The sequence below is a fragment of the Bacillus cereus group sp. MYBK227-1 genome (assembly GCF_051916325.1).
GTDB classification, from domain to species: domain Bacteria; phylum Bacillota; class Bacilli; order Bacillales; family Bacillaceae_G; genus Bacillus_A; species Bacillus_A cereus.
This window is the reverse complement of the sequence record NZ_JBQAGK010000009.1, coordinates 161,828-177,259: the sequence shown is the minus strand read 5'-3', so window position 1 is coordinate 177,259 and position 15,432 is coordinate 161,828. Positions and strand designations below refer to the sequence as shown.

The window sequence follows — 15,432 nt, the reverse complement described above, 5'->3', positions numbered from 1 at the left end:
AATTGAGGGGCATTTTTTCCATTTCATATGGTAAAATGTTACTATCACATATTATGGGGATGGATTACATTATGTCTATTATAACTTTAGCTCTCTTATTATTAGCCGAAATACTCGTTGCCATTATTCTCATCGGTGTTAGTATTGAGATTTGTAGTTACGGATGGAAAAAATCGAATGGAATAAAATATTCTTGCCTCCTACTTTCACTCCTTCTTGGAACTGCTAGCATACTCGGACTTCTCGCCGCACCTGCCTATTTCTTTATACAATTAACAGAAAAAGCGTTATAAGAAAGGATGTTAATATGATTACCGTGAAAAATATTGAGGGATCTGAAACTTACGTATTACGTCAAAAAATTTTACGCCCCAATCAAACATTAGCAGATTGTAAATACCCTTCCGATTATGAAACAGACACCTTCCACTTAGGCGCATTTATAAACGATGAACTAATTAGTATCGCTTCCTTCTCAAAAGAAATATATCCCGACTTACCAACGGGTATTCATTATCGTCTACGAGGAATGGCAACATTACCTGCATTTCGAAACAACCGTGCTGGAAGCTCCTTAATTCAGAAGGCGGAACAAATCTTGCAAGAACGCCAAGCAAATATATTATGGTGTAATGGCCGAATTACTGTAGCTGACTATTACAAACACTTAGGCTTTCAGGAATATGGTGAAATCTTTGAAATTGAACCGATTGGCCTTCATAAAGTACTATATAAAAGAATATGAGAAAAGCTTTCCTCAATATGGGAAAGCCTTTCTTATATTTCAATCTTCTCTTTTTATTTTTTTCATATATATGTATATAAACAAACTTGGAACTAAAAAACAAGCAAACATAATAAGTCCTGTCATACTAATTTCCTTTATCGAAATATCTGGTGTTACAACGATACAAATAGCTAAAATCCCAATAATAATACCTACCGGAATGAATAATAGCTTCATAAAATAACGACGCGACACTCCGCCCGTATGCTCATACACTTCCACTGAATTTTTCAGATTTAAAAAGTTAATAATTATTATCCCGCCCATAAATACCATTAATAAATCCGAAACACTTTCATATCCTGCCCCTTGCAAGACATAGCGGTAAAAGACGATAGCTAGTATGACGATATTTTGTAAGATGAAAGCTAATCTAATATGTTTTAACCCTTCAATCATTAAACGTTCATCTTTCACGATTTTCATCCTACCACTCCTTTTCCTCCCAAAACAAATCATTCAACGTTTTATCTACTGCATAACAAATTTTTAAACATAAATCTAAAGATGGATTGTATTTCCCCTTCTCAATTAAACTAATCGTTTGCCTTGTAACGCCTACTTTTTCTGCTAATTGTTGCTGTGTTAAATCTAATTGAACACGCGCGACTTTTATTTTACTTACAGCCATTCATGTTCCTGCTACTAAAAATATAGACAAATGTATATTCTTAGAGTATTCCTGCTTCTACGTGCCCTGCCTCGCTAATCACTTGCTACTACAGTTTGCTGTGACACTTCACAGGCGTAAATTCCGATGTAGCCCACCGTACATATATACAATCTATTTACGTTAGTATTGTATATTTTTTTGCTTGTAAAAGGTTGATTGACGCATTTAAATCTCTATCTATTACATTGCCACATTCACATGTATATACTCGGTCAGACAGCTTTAAATCCGACTTTTTTTGACCGCAACATGAACACATTTTAGAAGATGGATAGAATCTGTCCACTTGCCGTAGTTCAATTCCATATCTCCTACATTTCGTTAATAACCATGTTTTAAAAGCATAAAAACATTGTTGCGCTACAGCTTTAGATAGATGTTTGTTCTTCATCATACCTTTCACATTCAAATCTTCTACTACAATAAACGTTGGCTTGGTTTTCACCACATCATTTACAATAGACTTTACATACGCTAATCGAATATTTGCTAGCCTAGCATGTAGTTGTTGCACCCTAAGAATATTTTTGTTTATATTCGCTCTTTTATTAGTAACAGGTTGTTCACCTCTCTTTCTTATATTTTCAAATTTGCGTGATAAAGAGCGTTGTTCACGTTTTAACCGTTTTTCTATCTTTTTTACTTGTACTGTTTTATTTATATTTTTGTGAGTTTTTCCATCGCTACGTACAGCGAAGTCTTTAATTCCCAAATCAATTCCTAGACCTACTGTATTGAGAGTTGCATTTGGTTTTACCTCTTTCACTTCACAGAGTATAGACACATAGTATCTTCCTGCTCTTTGATATACTGTACCACTTTTTACAATTGTATTTTTTGAAATATATCCATACTCTTTTAACCTTATCCAACCAATTGTAGGGACTTTTACTCTATGTCTTTCTACTGTCCAATCTGTTTTGTTGTTTTTCGGAAAGTAGCACTTCACATCTTGCTTCTTCTTTTTTTTATATCGTGGAAACTTAGATAAACCTTTAAAAAACCGCTTAAAAGCTTTATCTCCATTCATAATCGCTTGTTTTACCGCTTTGCTCGACACTTCTTTAATCCACTGGTCACACTCTTTTGTATGAATGTTGTTTAACCATTTGGAAAAGTCATAACCACTAAGAAATTTCCCCTCCGACTCATATACCTCTTTATTTTTAGAGATATACAGGTTATATACATATCGACACACCCCAATAGTTTGACGGATTTTACTAATTTGTTCAGTTGTCGGTTTGATTTCTATTAAATATGCTCTTTTTATAAGTCTTCATCCTCCGACATTTTCTTTTTGTATTTTCTCAACCCATATATTCTACAGCTAAATACATGAATGATAGATATTAAATCCTGAACAAGTTCTTCTTGAATACCCATATATTTCTTATACTGTTCTTCTGTATAATATCTTCTTCCTTTTGGGTTTCGGTAAGCAGGTAAAACAACTTGATTGTCCCACCTTTGCAATGTCTTAACAGAGACATTAAGCATTTCTGAAAATTCTTTCGGTTTATATTGTTTCATAATTACTTTTCACTATATATGCCTACTTTTGTCTATGTTTTTGTTTACTGTTTCTTTCTCCTCCACCCTTATTATAATATATATTCCAATAAGTAATTTATATTTTACATTACTAATTTAAGTTTCACTTTATTATACACAAAAAAGGAGCCCCTCATAAGAAGCCCCCTCTCCTATATTATAAGAATAAATGACATCCAAATAAAATTGTAAATAAGTATAGTAACGGATGCACTTCCATCCCTTTCCCTTTCACAATTTTCAAGACTGGATACACTAAAAATCCAATTGCAATTCCATTCGCAATACTAGATGTTAACGGAATACCTATAAAAATTAAAAATGCTGGTAACGCATCTTCAAATTCATTCCAATTAATATCTCGAATGCTTTGTGCCATTAAACTACCTACTATAATTAATGAAGGAGCTGTAATAGCGGCTACACTTGATAAAGAAGCAATAACAGGACTAAAAAATGCCGTTATAATTGTTAGACCAACAACTACAATCCCTGTTAACCCAGTTTTACCACCTGCAGCAATACCTGCTGACGATTCAATCGTCGCTGCTGTTGGGCTTGTTCCAAAGATAGAACCTGTAGTCCCGCCAATTGCATCTGCAATAAACGCTTTACCAAAACGCTTCTCTGTATTGTCTGTAATTAAACCTGCTTGTTTAATTAAACCAAGTAATGCACCTGTTGTATCGAATAAAAGTACAAGTAAAAATGAAAATACAACGCCGTATAATCCGTATTCAATTACATCTGAAAAGGCATTGATTGGGTTTGAAACGATGATACCCTCTGGTAAATGAGGCATCGCCACAATTTTATCAGCAAACTTCAATTGCCCTGTAAAGAAGGCAATAATTCCTGTCACAATCATACTAATAAATAATGCACCGCTCACACGCAATGTCATTAATACCGCCGCTAATATTAAACCAATTAAAGTTAAAATAACAGCTGGAGAATGAAAATCACCAATCGTAACTAAATTAGACGGATGATCCACGATAATTCCAGAAAGGCGCAATCCAATAAAAGCAATAAATAGTCCAATTCCACCTGCAATTGCATGCTTTAAACTATCAGGAATTGCTAAAATTAACTTTTGCCTAAAAGAAGTAAAAGATAATAAAAGAAAAATAATCCCCGTTACAAATACAGCTGAAAAGGCAACTACATATGTAATCCCTTCTGCCTTCTGTACAACAGAATAAGCAAAATATGCATTCATTCCCATAGCTGGAGCGATAACAATCGGGTAATTCGCGAAAATCGCCATACCTACTGTTCCAACAACGGTTGCAATAATTGTTGCTGTAAACGCTTGGTCAAATGGTACACCTGCATCAGATAATATTTTTGGATTGATGACAAGAATATACGCAAATGTAAAAAAAGTTGTGATGCCAGCTAAAAACTCTTGCTTCACAGAAGTATTATATTTTTGTAATTGAAACATGCTTATGTACCCTTCCTACACCTGAATTATTATCACACATTCTTTTTCTTACTAGTATGTGAGAAAATATAATACTTAATCTTAACAATCAATAAAAAGAAGAGTCAATATATTCCCTAATAGTTAGAATTTTAAGTTTAAGTCTGACAAGTACAGATGTAGTACAGTTCATTATGATTATTTTTGTAGCATAACAGATAGAAATGTTTTATAATTTGAAATAGTTAAATATTTAGTAAACGCATTCAAATATCGTTCACTCTACAAGGGGGATTCTTCTTATGCAGCACACAAACAAATCTGGAACTTTAAATCGTGGTTTAAAAGAACGACATATTACTTTAATGTCACTGGGCTCAGCTATTGGCGTTGGGCTATTTTTAGGATCCGCTTCCGCCATTAAACTAGCAGGTCCTTCTATTTTGCTAGGCTATATGATTGCCGGTCTCGTTATTTTTTTCATTATGCGAGCGCTTGGGGAAATGGCAATTGAACAACCTGTTGCTGGTTCTTTTAGTAAATATGCATATGATTATATTGGACCACTCGCTGGTTATATTACTGGTTGGAATTACTGGTTCTTATGGGTTGTTACTTGTATGGCTGAAATTACAGCAGCTGGTATTTACATGCAGTACTGGTTCCCAGATATCCCGCGCTGGACTTGGGCATTACTTGCTCTATTATTAATGAGCGCTTTTAACTTCTTATCGGTAAAAGTATTTGGAGAACTTGAGTTTTGGTTTGCTCTCATTAAAATTGTCACAATTATCTGTATGATAGTAGTCGGAGCTGGTATTATTTTATTCGGATTCGGAAACGGTGGTATCGCTACTGGTATTTCAAATCTTTGGTCACATGGTGGCTGGTTCCCAAATGGATTTTCTGGGTTACTACTCTCCATGCAGATGGTACTATTCGCTTATTTAGGCGTTGAATTAATCGGTGTTACAGCTGGTGAGGCTCAAAATCCGAAGAAAACACTCGCAAAGGCAATCGATAACGTATTTTGGAGAATTCTACTCTTTTACGTTGGGGCATTATTCGTTATGATGGCAATTTATCCATGGAACGAACTTGGTGAGAAAGGCAGTCCATTCGTATTAACATTCCAACAAATTGGTATCGCAAAAGCAGCAGGTATTATTAACTTTGTCGTATTAACAGCAGCTCTTTCTTCTTGTAACGGTGGTTTATTTAGTACAGGCCGTATGCTATATACATTAGCTCAGCAGAAAAAAGCTCCTGAAAGATTTGGTCGTTTAAATAAAAATGGCATTCCAAGCCAAGGAATTGTAGCAACTGCTATCGTTTTACTAATTGGTGTTATATTAAACTATCTCGTACCTGCAAAGGTATTTACATGGCTTACTAGCATTTCAACTTTCGGTGCAATTTGGACTTGGGGAATTATATTAGTCGCTCAAATTAAATTCCGTAAAAGCTTGCCTACTCAAAATAAACAAAAGTTATCGTATAAAATGCCTTTATACCCATTAAGCTCATATTTCTCACTCGTTTTCCTTGTATTAGTATTAGGTATAATGGCGTATTCAGAAGATACACGAATTGCATTGATTGTCGGCCCAATTTGGCTTATCGGCTTAGCAATCGTATATTACATGAAAGGGTTTCATAAGATTGATGAAACACCTAACTCAAAAATTAGTTAAGCAAAACATCCCTTCCTTATTACTTGGAAGGGATGTTTTTATATCTATATAAATATTTCTCAACAAAATTCACGGTATTTTTACAATTTTTTAATATTTTTTATGTTTTCCGTCTTTATTTTTACAGAAAAATAAATTACATTATTAAAGCACATATATTTATTATTAGGGGGATTCTTCTATGAAGAATAAAAAATGGATTACATTTTCTTTAGCAACAGCAATTACACTAAGTATAGGGACCTCGTTCATACCGTCTACTTATGCCGAAAGCTCTGTAGACCCAGCTCCTGAAATTGCTGCAAAAGTTGTAAATCAAAACAATGGGAAGAAAGTATTATTCGATAATACACACGGTCAAACTGCTGGGACAGCTGACTGGGTTATTGACGGCGGCTTTTCTGACTTCGGAAACGGCATTGCAAAAAACGGATATCACGTAAAGGAACTTCGTAAATCAACACCTATTACGTACGAAGACTTAAAAGATTACAATGTATTTATCGTTCCAGAAGCTAATATTCCTTACAAAAAATCTGAGCAGGACGCTATGTTACAATATGTAAAAAATGGTGGTAGTATCTTCTTTATTGCTGATCATTACAATGCAGATCGTAATAAAAATCGCTGGGACTCTTCTGAAGTATTTAATGGATATAGACGCGGTGCTTGGGATAATCCAGCAAAAGGAATGTCTAATGAAGAAGCTAATTCACAAGCTATGCAAGGAGTAGAAAGCTCTGATTGGCTCTCTGACAACTTCGGTATTCGCTTCCGCTACAATGCACTTGGTGATGTTTCAGCGAAAACAATTGTATCGCCTGAACAATCTTTCGGAATTACAAAAGGTGTTTCGTCTGTAGCAATGCATGCTGGTTCTACTCTAGCAATTACAAACCCAAAACTAGCAAAAGGACTTGTTTACCTTCCAGAAAATCCATCAAAATGGAATAACGCTGTTGATAGTGGCGTTTATAATGGCGGTGGTATTGCAGAAGGCCCATATGCTGCTATCGCAAAAGTAGGACTTGGAAAAGCTGCCTTTATTGGTGACTCTTCTCCTGTTGAAGATGCTACGCCAAAATACGTTCGTGAAGATTCTGGCCAAACAAAGAAAACTTACGATGGTTATAAAGAAGAAAACGATGCGATTTTATTAGAAAACATCGTAAATTGGTTATCAAATAAAGAGACATTTACAAGTTTAGATCAAGTAAATGGTTTACAACTTGATTCACCTACAGCTCTACAAACATTTGAACAGCCAAGCTTATCAACAGAACCACAACCTGAACCTTGGAGTGCACCAAATGCAGGTTATCAATGGTTTAATACAAATACTTTCAAACCAGGTTCATACGGTTATAACGGTGCGGTAACAACAAGCGACTACGTCGTTACACACCCTAGCATTCTACCAAACAATGAAATTTTCCAAATGAAGATTCAAGTAAATAACTTACTACCTAATACAACGTATAACAACTATTCTTTAGGTATCTTCACTACCGGTGGAACACAAGTGGCTAAAGTACAAAATGCAAACGGCACTTGGCCATCTACTTTCGGATATAGTAGTGCATTTTCTTTCACAACAAACAGCTTAGGCTCTGCTGAGAAAGTTGTAAATGTACAGATTGATTCAAATACAACTGGACAAGCAACGCTTCGTCTACGCCAAAATACAACAACGAAATATAATGAAACTGTAACGATTAATAAGAAATAATAAAAAAGGCAATCCATACATGGATTGCCTTCTTCTCACTTCTCTTCCTTCGAGAAAAACATTCTTGAAATAACGATACCTATACTACCGACGATTAGGAATAACACTGCCCTAATCATCATCGATACCTCTGGTAAGTCAAGTAAGAATAACTTCCCTACCGTTACGACTAAAACGACTAAACCAGCATATAATATTTCATTCATATTTCTATTTCTTCCAAACCAAACCGCAAATAATGCATATACCATCCATAATAACGATACTGATACACTAATTACGCTTCCATCTGTAGATAAAACTTCACCGATTCTCGTAATTGTAATAAATACAATTATCATAAACCAATAGAGCACTATAGAATACATATATTTGCCGAAGCTCGCTAATACTTCTTTCGCTTCTCTCATGCAATAATAGAACGTTCCTATTAAAATAAGATGAGCAACAAAGCCTGCCGAAATAAATTGATCAAACGGGCTAAAAATAGTCTGTATCATTCCAATTGCGTAAACCGTCGCACTAACATACAATTTTATCTGTTGTTTTACTTTAATAGAAGTGACCATGCCGAGGAAACCTTGTAACAATAGTACAATCGCTGCATTCACTAAACTATACTCATATAAAATTGCTAAACTAAATGCTCCCATTGCGAAACCAAATAAGAGATTTGTAAATGTAGAATGTCTATTTTTCCTATATTCACATACGAACATAGCGGCATGTACGAATGCACTAATAATCAATCCCCATGTTGTAAAATCAGGTATTTTTGAAATAGCTAGTATAAAGAACACTGCATTCGCACTAAATATCGCCAAACGTGGTTCTAGTATAAAACTTCTCTCCGTAAACATATGCCAAAATAATAGTAAATGAATCAAACCATATACAATCGTTAACTGTATTTGCAAGTTCTCTACTAACATTGACATAACAGCAAAGAAAACGAAAAGGACAATGGCAGCAACAGCGTAAGAAATCATATATAAGTATTTATAACGATTTTTCAACGCATACCATAATAAACTAAGTGTTAATACTGTCTCATATCCAAAGAAAATATAAGGATTAGGAGTCGTACTATTTAACAAGAATGGTACGAAGAACGCACCGACCGCTACGAAAATAGTGAGATATTCCGATTGATATCTTTTCGCTAAATAAATCCCTAAAATAACCCATGCAATATTACAGAGAAACGCGACACTTGCCGGAATAAATCCATATAAATAATGTGCTGCAAACGTCGTTAGAACAATCCCGGTAATACTTCCTCCAGCTAATACTAATCCTAACGCTTGCCGCTCTCTTTTAATTTGAATATCTCCTATATAATACAACCCGATAGATAATGCGATACCAAACACAATTCGTATCGCTGGTGTTAATAAACCAGCATCTACCCCTGCTTTAAATAACCAGATCACTCCAAGCAACATAATACCGACAAATACACGCGGTAACCACGTCTGACAAAACTTAATAATATTAAATGGCTCTGGTTTAAAAGCCGATATATCTACTTGTTTTAACTCAGGTTCTTGCAAAGGCTCTTTTATCTTAACTATTTCTTCTTTTGGCTTTTCCTCCATTACCGTTTCAATATATTCTTTCTTGTTCTTACTAACATGTTGCTGAGCGTTTTCTACTTCTATTTCCCTCTGCTTTACTTTTAATTCAGCAAGTGCTTCTTGAATTGTTTCAATTGCCGTTTCGAGTGCTTCTATTTTCTTATCCAAATCCTTCTTCATACGCTCCCCCCTTATTCGTAACTCTCATTGAACCTATATATTACCAATTATCTTTATCATACTCTTAGTCTATTCATTTTCAATAGTATTTTTCCAAAAAAAGAAAGGTGTCTTCCCAAAATAGGAAAACACCTTTTTACTCATTTATTCTTATTTAGAAAAATGCTAACGATAAAACCAAGACACATGCCTACAATAGCTGGAACAATCCACCCAACACCTTCTGTATAAAACGGGATGTATTTTAATGCTGACGTCCACTGATTCATCATTACATTTTTATTTAAAATGTCAATTGCACTAAATATCGCTACAACCAAAACAGTTACTGCATATACGTATGCATACTTTCCAATATACTGATGGAATAACCCTAGAATAATAAGCGTTAACGCAATTGGATAAATAAATCCAAGAATTGGTACTGATACTTTTAAAATTTGCGTTAACCCTAAATTAGCTAAAATCATACTAACAACGCTTACTATAAATGCCCACAATTTATAAGATACTTTCGGAAATGCACTCGCAAAAAATTGACTACAAGACGTAACAAGTCCAATTGAAACACATAAACACGCGATAGTAAAAATAAGACCTAATAAAACGACTCCGCCCTGTCCAAATAATGTAATCATAACTTGTGCTAACACTTTCGCACCGTTATCAAATGTTCCTAATGAGCCACTAATTGCCCCCACATATCCAAGGATGACATAAATAATAGATAATAATAGTCCTGCCCCAATTCCAGCAATACTCATATATTTCGCTAAACCTTTATCATCTTCAATACCCTTTGCACGTAATGCATTTGCAATAACAATTCCAAAGATTAAAGCAGCTAACGCATCCATTGTTAAATATCCATCTAAAAACCCTTGAAACATAGGAGCTTGGCCATAGTTCCCTATTGGTTCTTTCATATCTCCTACTGTTGTAAACATACTCTTTATAAAAATGAGTGCAATCATACATAATAATAATGGCGTCAAGACTTTTCCAAACAACCCCATTAATTTAGATGGGGATAAACTTAACCAGTAAACAATACTAAAGAAAATAACTGTGTAAAACAATAATAATCCGTTTCCTGCTTCAGGGAATAACTGACCTGGCCCCATTTCAAAAGCTAAACTTCCCGCACGGGGTATACCAAGCCCAGGTCCAATAAATACATACACGATACATGGAAAAATAATTGCAAATGAAGAATGAACCCTACCCGCTAACGTTTGAAAACTTCCTGCTTTTGCAATAGAGATAACACCTAATATAGGAAGACCTGTTGCTGATATAATAAACCCTACTAATGAAATCCAAACATGTTCTCCTGCTTCATACCCAAGGAAAGGTGGAAATATCAGATTCCCTGCTCCAAAGAACATAGAGAATAACATAAGGCTAATAAGTAAAATTTCTTTTTTCTGTAACAATTTCATTTCTTTCTCCTTCTTTAATTTCATCTTTTATGAAATCAATTTCACATATAAAAAAGTACAATAACCCGCTTCCTTACAAAGAAAACATAGTCCATAGTCTATCACAAAAGAAACACCCATTCTATAGCTATTCCTCTTTTCCAATTTCTTCTGAAAAATCAACCTTTATTGACTTATAATAGTTAATAAAGTAAAATATTAAATGTACAAAATTATTAACTTTGTTTTTGTTTGTGTCAGGAGGAAAATAACATGGAATCAGCGATACAACTAGAAAGAGAACAACAAAGAAAAAAGAAACATCCTCCAGGTTTATACTTACTCTTCTTTACAGAAATGTGGGAAAGATTTAGTTACTATGGATTACGAGGATTATTAACATTATATTTAACGACAGCTTTAGTAAGCGGTGGTCTTGGGTTTAGTCCCGCATGGGCACTCTCTATTTACGGATTTTATACTGGGGCCTGTTATTTCACACCAATGATTGGTGGATACTTAACAGACCGTTTTCTAGGTAGACGAAAAGCAATCACAATTGGTGGTATAACAATGGCAATCGGTAACCTTACACTATTTGCCTTGCAAAACCAATTAGGCCTATACCTCGGATTAGCGCTTATTATTATCGGTAACGGATTCTTCAAACCGAACATCTCTACACTGGTTGGAGAATTATACGAAGAGAACGATCCAAAACGTGATAGTGCATTTACCATTTTCTATATGGGTATTAACGTCGGTTCATTTTTAGCTCCACTCGTTTGCGGATTTTTATCAGAAAATTTATTCAAAACAACAGTTGATGGCGTTGTACATTACGGATTCCGTTACGGTTTCTTAGCCGCTTCAATCGGAATGATCATTGGACAAATTTTATTTACAACACTATCAAATCGCTTCCTTGGTAATATCGGTAAAAAACCAACTCGCGATTTACAAACAGCTGCTGGACAACCATCAGTAGGAGATACACCATTAACAAAAAAAGAAAAACAACGTACCGCAGTTATCGTCATTTTAACATGCTTCGTTGTCTTCTTCTGGGCTGGCTTTGAACAAGCTGGTAGCTCATTAACATTATATACAAACAAATTTGTAGACCGCTCTGTGTTCGGATGGGAAGTTCCAACATCTTGGTTCCAATCGGTCAATCCATTATTTATTATTTTACTTGCTCCAGTCATTTCTGCATTATGGGCAAAACTTGCAACTCGCAAGCAGGGTGATTTAAAAATCCCAACTAAAATGGGACTTGGTATGATCTTGCTCGGTATCGGTTATATCATTCTCGTTATCGCTACATTAAAAACAGGTAGTGATGAACATAACATTACAGAAAAAGCAAACTTACTGTTTATCGTCTTTACGTATCTTTTCCATACGTTAGGTGAGCTATTCTTATCACCTGTCGGACTATCAATGGTTAGTGCGCTTGCACCGGTAAAATTAGCATCTTTACTAATGGGTGTATGGCTAGCAAGTTCAGGTATCGCCAACATTTTAGGCGGACAACTTGCAAGCTTCACAACTTCACTTGGATACGCTGAAGTATTCACAGTTATTGGCGCTGTGGCAATTGTACTAGGTTGTGTTTTATTATTAATTTCTAAGAAATTAGTGAAATGGATGGATTAAAAAAGATGAGGAATTTCTCCTCATCTTTTTTTATGCTGTTTTCCCTTGTTCTATTGCTTGTTCGTACAGCTCTTTATGTTCTTTATATTCACTTGGTACGAAACTCTTATAGAAGAATGAGAACCAGCTGTCTCCCTTTTTATACCCTTCTTCTCGAATTTCCGCTGCTTTTTTATTCGATTTAAATCCTTCAGTAAACCATTTCTTTAACAATTCATTTCTTTCATACTTAGCAGGAACTTTTAAATCATAGTTTTCAAATGCATACTTATAGCCAGCTTTTTCTACTGCCTTTTTCGTAGATTTATAGCCTTTTTCATACGCTGTTTCATATGCCTTCACGTATACTTCTTTCTCTCTATTTCCAGGATTCTTTTCAGCTAGTTCTTTCCCTGTCTTTTCCCCTAACTCAGCTTGCTCTTTTTCAATTTTTTCTGTTCTTTCTTTATTCCCTACTTTGAATCCGTCTGCAAAGTTTACCTTAAACTCTGAAGCAACTTGACTATCGTCCATCGTCTCTTGTGCTAAACCTTGTTCTTTTCCTTTTTCAAAATGCGTTTTCTTCTGCTCTTCTAAAGACCATGCGGCTGCATAAGTCGCTTTAAACGCTTGTTTATATGCATCAGATTTTCCAGCTACATGCACTTCTGCATCATTTTTTCCTGCTTTAAAATCAGTTTCTCCATTCTTTTGACCTTCAAGTTGACCTTTTTCCATATCAGCTTGGCGCTGCGCTTCCTCTTGTTTACGTGCCTCTTCAGCTTTTCTTTGTTCCTCGGCTACACGTTGTCTCTCTTCTTCAGCTTTACGCTGTGCTTCTGCAGCACGTTGTTTTTCCGCCTCGGTATTGCGCTGTGCTTCTGCTTGTCTCTCAGCTTCTACAGCACTATTATTATTCTGGCTAGGAGCTGGGCTCGTTGCACCACTACTAGAAGCTGGTTTATTATGATAATGATATTCCCCGTACTGTAATCCCCATTTCTCACAATTTGTACGACACGTATGTCCTCCATTAGCATCTGTACGCCCTGGATGTGCATAAGCTGAAATCGGAGCTACCAATAACGCTATACTCGTTGTTAAAAGAAGTTTCTTCACCTGTTGTCTCACTCTTGTTCCTCCCAAAATATAGAATCCTAACTTTATTATACATAAATAGAATAATATTTGAATACAAACCAAAATATTCTATTATTTCTCAACATTAGTAAAAAAGAAGGTGAACTCTTTAAAGAGTTCACCTTCTTTTTTACTTCTTCGCCTTCGTTCTTACTAAATCACCAGCAACAACATAACGCTTAGAATTATCCTTTACAGATACACATGTAATAAGCGTTATCTCATCTTTCCCATGATCCTCTACAACTTCCCACTTATCAGGAGTCACTTCAGATACACCAGTAACCGCATACTCATATTCATTTTCATTGTCATACAAATAAATTTTATCGCCTTTTTTCAAAGAAGCTATATCACTAAATAAAACACCTTTTTTAGACATGTTATGTCCTGCTAATGCGTAATTTCCTTTTCCCATAACTTGATTCTCTTTTACTGTCGCTGCACCTGATAATAAGTTTTTTTCAGTAGAAGCTTTTAAAACAGGCAGTTCTACTGAAACACTTGGAATCGAAATACGACCAATTACTTGTTTCTTATCTAATGATGCATTCGCTACTTCCGCCAAGTCTGGTTGATTAATTTTGGAAGCATCTACAAATTCCGTCTCATGCTTTTCATAATCCATCTTTTGAACAGCCTGCACATTTTCAGTCTGTTTCTTTTCAGCCTGATATCCATCATAAAATGGCTTTCCAATTAACACGCCACCTACAACAAATAGCAGAATTGCTACTATACTATAAATTCTTTGCTTATTCATACACAGTTCCTTTCCCTTACAAAATCTTACTCTATATAAAATGATAAAATAATATCGCTATATGTACAAGTATTAGCTTAAAAAGAAACCTTCTTGCCAGTGCAAGAAGGTTTCTTTTTAAGCTAATTTATTTCTGTATAGTGATACGTGAAATACTGTCATTTGAATAAAGAAAATAGAAAATAGAATATATAATGGGTATCCAGGAAGATATTCATTAATAATAGGCGAAAAAGTTAAAAATCCAACTGCACAAGGTAACACAAACCATAACGATACAAATGTTGTTCGACAAGCTTTATCCGTAATCGCTTTTTCACGTTCATCTTCTAGCGGAAATAATAATGGATACATCCAAAAAGATAAATTCTTATATTTTTTCTTTTGAATTCTATAAAAAATTGTAACTATAATTGCTCCAATAAATAATAAAATGAATGGTACTCCATTAAACCATACTTCAAATGGGAATTTCTCGTTTTTAATTATATCTGCTAACTCTGTAATGACACTATAAAATTCAACAAATGTCCAGCATGCTAAAGCAGTATAAAGCACGTTTATGATATAAGAAAAAACAATTCTATTCATCCTCTTCCCCCTCCTTATTTAAAACAAACACGTCTTCCATCTTTAACTGAAACACATCACAAATCGTAAGTGCTAATAACAACGAAGGAACGTAATCACCTTTTTCAATTGCAGCAATTGTTTGTCTCGTTACTCCAACCTTTTCTGCTAATACACTTTGCGTAAAGTTAAAACGAGCTCTTAATTCTTTTACTCTGTTTAAAATGGTCAAATTTACCACCTCTCACCATTATTGTATGCTATCCTTAACAAAATG

At 34.9% G+C, this 15,432-nt stretch carries 15 protein-coding genes and 2 pseudogenes; 5 read left to right on the top strand and 12 right to left on the bottom strand.

Annotation, left to right across the window (positions count from 1 at the left end; genetic code table 11):
- The first annotated feature begins 35 nt into the window (after positions 1 to 35).
- Together ACTFRM_RS27195 and ACTFRM_RS27190 are read left to right on the top strand one after the other, a co-directional pair.
- Positions 36 to 293 (top strand): DUF4022 family protein, encoded by a 258-nt coding sequence (locus ACTFRM_RS27195; protein ID WP_000926991.1) that lies wholly within the window; start codon positions 36 to 38, stop codon positions 291 to 293.
- 14 nt (positions 294 to 307) lie between these two features.
- Complete coding sequence (locus ACTFRM_RS27190; protein ID WP_000633767.1) at positions 308 to 745, top strand: GNAT family N-acetyltransferase; 438 nt, start codon at positions 308 to 310, stop codon at positions 743 to 745.
- A 39-nt stretch (positions 746 to 784) separates the two neighbouring features.
- Here ACTFRM_RS27190 and ACTFRM_RS27185 read toward each other — a convergent pair whose 3' ends face one another.
- The 6 genes and pseudogenes from ACTFRM_RS27185 to ACTFRM_RS27160 form a co-directional block, all read right to left on the bottom strand.
- Positions 785 to 1,213, bottom strand: a complete 429-nt coding sequence (locus ACTFRM_RS27185) for a hypothetical protein (protein WP_000706629.1) — start codon at positions 1,211 to 1,213, stop codon at positions 785 to 787.
- 1 nt (position 1,214) lies between these two features.
- Complete coding sequence (locus ACTFRM_RS27180; RefSeq protein ID WP_000301183.1) at positions 1,215 to 1,418, bottom strand: helix-turn-helix transcriptional regulator; 204 nt, start codon at positions 1,416 to 1,418, stop codon at positions 1,215 to 1,217.
- 157 nt (positions 1,419 to 1,575) lie between these two features.
- Complete coding sequence (locus ACTFRM_RS27175; protein WP_042884452.1) at positions 1,576 to 2,733, bottom strand: RNA-guided endonuclease InsQ/TnpB family protein; 1,158 nt, start codon at positions 2,731 to 2,733, stop codon at positions 1,576 to 1,578.
- Positions 2,730 to 2,837: pseudogene (locus ACTFRM_RS27170) on the bottom strand (IS607 family transposase); the annotation flags it as partial. The pseudogene ACTFRM_RS27170 and the gene ACTFRM_RS27175, both read right to left, overlap by 4 nt.
- Before the next feature lie 27 nt (positions 2,838 to 2,864).
- A pseudogene (locus ACTFRM_RS27165) lies at positions 2,865 to 2,993 on the bottom strand (MerR family transcriptional regulator); the annotation flags it as partial.
- A 178-nt stretch (positions 2,994 to 3,171) separates the two neighbouring features.
- Complete coding sequence (locus ACTFRM_RS27160; protein ID WP_000487192.1) at positions 3,172 to 4,464, bottom strand: NCS2 family permease; 1,293 nt, start codon at positions 4,462 to 4,464, stop codon at positions 3,172 to 3,174.
- 281 nt (positions 4,465 to 4,745) lie between these two features.
- On the opposite strand from ACTFRM_RS27160, the gene ACTFRM_RS27155 reads away from it, so the two are divergent.
- Positions 4,746 to 6,137, top strand: a complete 1,392-nt coding sequence (locus ACTFRM_RS27155; RefSeq protein WP_001164897.1) for an amino acid permease — start codon at positions 4,746 to 4,748, stop codon at positions 6,135 to 6,137.
- Between the two features lie 181 nt (positions 6,138 to 6,318).
- The gene (locus tag ACTFRM_RS27150) at positions 6,319 to 7,866 is read left to right on the top strand and encodes a DNA-binding protein (protein WP_000791509.1); all 1,548 of its coding nucleotides are present in this window, start codon (positions 6,319 to 6,321) and stop codon (positions 7,864 to 7,866) included.
- A 35-nt stretch (positions 7,867 to 7,901) separates the two neighbouring features.
- Here the strand turns inward: ACTFRM_RS27150 and ACTFRM_RS27145 are convergent, their stop codons facing one another.
- Together ACTFRM_RS27145 and brnQ1 are read right to left on the bottom strand one after the other, a co-directional pair.
- Complete coding sequence (locus ACTFRM_RS27145; RefSeq protein WP_000710917.1) at positions 7,902 to 9,623, bottom strand: DUF2339 domain-containing protein; 1,722 nt, start codon at positions 9,621 to 9,623, stop codon at positions 7,902 to 7,904.
- A gap of 140 nt (positions 9,624 to 9,763) precedes the next feature.
- Entirely contained in the window at positions 9,764 to 11,065 is a 1,302-nt protein-coding gene (gene brnQ1, locus ACTFRM_RS27140) for a branched-chain amino acid transport system II carrier protein BrnQ1 (protein WP_000771689.1), read from the bottom strand.
- A gap of 252 nt (positions 11,066 to 11,317) precedes the next feature.
- Between brnQ1 and ACTFRM_RS27135 the strand changes: the two genes are divergently transcribed.
- Positions 11,318 to 12,703: a peptide MFS transporter gene (locus ACTFRM_RS27135; protein ID WP_000443143.1), complete on the top strand. Its 1,386-nt coding sequence runs from the start codon at positions 11,318 to 11,320 to the stop codon at positions 12,701 to 12,703.
- Between the two features lie 30 nt (positions 12,704 to 12,733).
- Here ACTFRM_RS27135 and ACTFRM_RS27130 read toward each other — a convergent pair whose 3' ends face one another.
- The 4 genes from ACTFRM_RS27130 to ACTFRM_RS27115 form a co-directional block, all read right to left on the bottom strand.
- The gene (locus ACTFRM_RS27130) at positions 12,734 to 13,813 is read right to left on the bottom strand and encodes a YHYH domain-containing protein (RefSeq protein WP_001249814.1); all 1,080 of its coding nucleotides are present in this window, start codon (positions 13,811 to 13,813) and stop codon (positions 12,734 to 12,736) included.
- A 139-nt stretch (positions 13,814 to 13,952) separates the two neighbouring features.
- Positions 13,953 to 14,585 (bottom strand): class A sortase, encoded by a 633-nt coding sequence (locus ACTFRM_RS27125; protein WP_001041726.1) that lies wholly within the window; start codon positions 14,583 to 14,585, stop codon positions 13,953 to 13,955.
- 117 nt (positions 14,586 to 14,702) lie between these two features.
- Positions 14,703 to 15,176, bottom strand: a complete 474-nt coding sequence (locus ACTFRM_RS27120) for a hypothetical protein (RefSeq protein ID WP_001080043.1) — start codon at positions 15,174 to 15,176, stop codon at positions 14,703 to 14,705.
- The gene (locus tag ACTFRM_RS27115; protein WP_000154019.1) at positions 15,169 to 15,387 is read right to left on the bottom strand and encodes a helix-turn-helix transcriptional regulator; all 219 of its coding nucleotides are present in this window, start codon (positions 15,385 to 15,387) and stop codon (positions 15,169 to 15,171) included. Before ACTFRM_RS27115 ends, ACTFRM_RS27120 begins: the two co-directional genes overlap by 8 nt.
- Positions 15,388 to 15,432: the final 45 nt, after the last annotated feature.